Genomic DNA, 2072 nt, shown 5'->3' with positions numbered 1-2072 from the left:
GATGGCGAGCTCGGTGCCCATCTTGGCGGGCTTGGAGATCACGCGCAGGTTCTGGCCTCGCCCAGGGCCGCCGCCCCGGCCCGGGCCGCCCGCGCGGCGCGCCGGTGCCGGGCCATCACGGTGTCCAGGCCGTCCGTCTCGATCCGCTCCAGGCAGGCCTCCAGGGCGAGCATCTCCAGCTGGGCGGGAGCGTGCAGCAGCGTCGTGCGGCCGCCGTCGATCCAGCGCTCCTTCCAGTCCAGCAGCGACAGGTACGACCGGCGCGGCGCCCGCGGGTTCGCCGCCATCCGCGCCCAGGCCCGCTCGCTCACCGAGACCGCCGACACTCCCGCCGGACCGCCCATCGCCTTCTGCGCCCCGATCACGCACAGGTCCACGCCCCAGGCGTCCGGCAGCACCGGCTCGGCGCCCACGGAGGCGACCGCGTCCAGATAGAAGAGGGCGCCCTGCTCCCGTACCGCCTCGCCGATCTCCGCCACCGGGTTGGTGTTGCCGGTCGCCGCCTCCGCGTGCACGAGCGACACGAAGTCGATCCCGGGGTGCTCGGCGAAGGCCTTGCGGACCTGCGCCGCCGTCACCGCCGTGTGGAAGGGCACCGCCAGGTCGTGCACCGTGGCACCGCAGTCCCGCAGCCAGTCCCCGAACGTCTGCCCGTAGGGACCGGTGATCACGTTCAGCGCGGTCGTGCCCGGCCCCGCGGTCGCCCGGATCGCCCCCTCCAGCGGCAGCAGCGCCTCGCCCTGGGTGATCACGACGTCCTGACGGGTGCCGAGCAGCCGGGCCACCCGGTCCTCGATGGCGGCGAACCTCGCGGCGCTCAGCGGGGGGAGATCGAGGAAGGCGTGGGTCACGAGGGTGCTCTCTTCGCTCACGGGGAACAGGTGAAGTCGAGCGTAACCGGCCAGGACCGCTCGTCATCGACCGGTGATTTCTTAGGTCGGGCGGCTCGGTAACCATCGGATTGATTTGAGAGACCCAAACATCTCCTTATAATCGGAACCCATAGTTCCCCCCCACAGGAGGCTCTCCCGTGACCACCTTCTCCGGGCGCCGGACCCGCGTCCTGACCGCCGCCACCGCGATCGCCGGGCTGTCGCTCGTGGCCGTCGGTGCCTCCGGCTGCACCTCCACCGGCAACGGCGGCAGCGGCTCGAAGACCGCCGCCGGCGGAGTCGAACTCGTCAAGGCGGGGCAGCTCACCACCTGCACCCACCTGCCGTACCCGCCCTTCCAGTCGGAGATCGACGGCAAGGTCCAGGGCTTCGACGTCTCCCTCGTCGACCTGGTCGCCAAGAACCTCGGCGTGAAGCAGGCCATCGTCGACACGCCCTTCGAGAACTTCAAGACCGGCGCCTTCCTCAACTCCGGCCAGTGCGACCTCGCCGCGGCCGGCATGACCATCACCGCCGAGCGCAAGAAGCACGTCGACTTCTCCGACCCGTACTTCAACGCCACCCAGGCCGTCCTCGTCACCAAGAAGAGCGGCATCGCCTCGCTCGCCGACGTCAAGGCCAAGGGGAAGAAGCTCGGCGCCCAGGCGCAGACCACCGGCGAGGACTACGTCAAGAAGCAGGGCTACGACCCGGTCTCCTTCGAGTCCTCCGACGCGGTCCTCAACGGCCTGCGCACCGGCCAGGTCCAGGCCGTCGTCATCGACTACCCCGTCGTCCAGGGCTGGCTGAAGGACAAGGCCAACGCCGACGCCTTCAAGACGGTCGACAACATCAACACCGGTGAGCAGTACGGCTTCACGGTGAAGAAGGGCAACACCGAGCTCCTCGCCGCCGTCGACAAGGCGATCGCCGACGCCAAGGCCGACGGCACGTACAAGAAGCTGTACGAGAAGTGGATCGGCCCCTACGACGCCGCCGCGGCCTCCCCGTCCGCCTCATGAGCGACACCACCGACCCGGCCCGCACCGTGGTGCCGCCGAAGAAGAAGGGCCTGACCCGCCGCCAGAAGCGCAGGCTGTCCCGCGGCGTCCAGTACGCCGTCTTCGTCGCCGCCGTGACCCCCGTCGCGGGCACGGCCGACTGGGGACAGCAGCGGAAACAGTTCGCGCAGGCGGACAA

The 2072-nt window shown here is 70.3% G+C and carries 1 protein-coding gene and 2 pseudogenes; 2 read left to right on the top strand and 1 reads right to left on the bottom strand.

The annotated features are described in order from the left end of the window. Positions 1-59: 59 nt before the first annotated feature. Positions 60-851 (bottom strand): annotated as a pseudogene (locus tag ABZX30_RS38060) (aminotransferase class V-fold PLP-dependent enzyme); the annotation flags it as partial. Positions 852-1030: 179 nt separating this feature from the next. On the opposite strand from ABZX30_RS38060, the gene ABZX30_RS38055 reads away from it, so the two are divergent. Continuing rightward, positions 1031-1894, top strand: coding sequence for a transporter substrate-binding domain-containing protein (locus ABZX30_RS38055; protein WP_355943014.1), 864 nt, complete (start codon positions 1031-1033; stop codon positions 1892-1894). After that, positions 1891-2072 (top strand): annotated as a pseudogene (locus ABZX30_RS38050) (amino acid ABC transporter permease); the annotation flags it as partial. The gene ABZX30_RS38055 and the pseudogene ABZX30_RS38050, both read left to right, overlap by 4 nt.

Origin of the sequence: Streptomyces sp. NPDC004542, assembly GCF_040610035.1 — a bacterium.
GTDB lineage: Bacteria > Actinomycetota > Actinomycetes > Streptomycetales > Streptomycetaceae > Streptomyces.
This window is presented reverse-complemented; position numbering and strand designations above follow the sequence as displayed.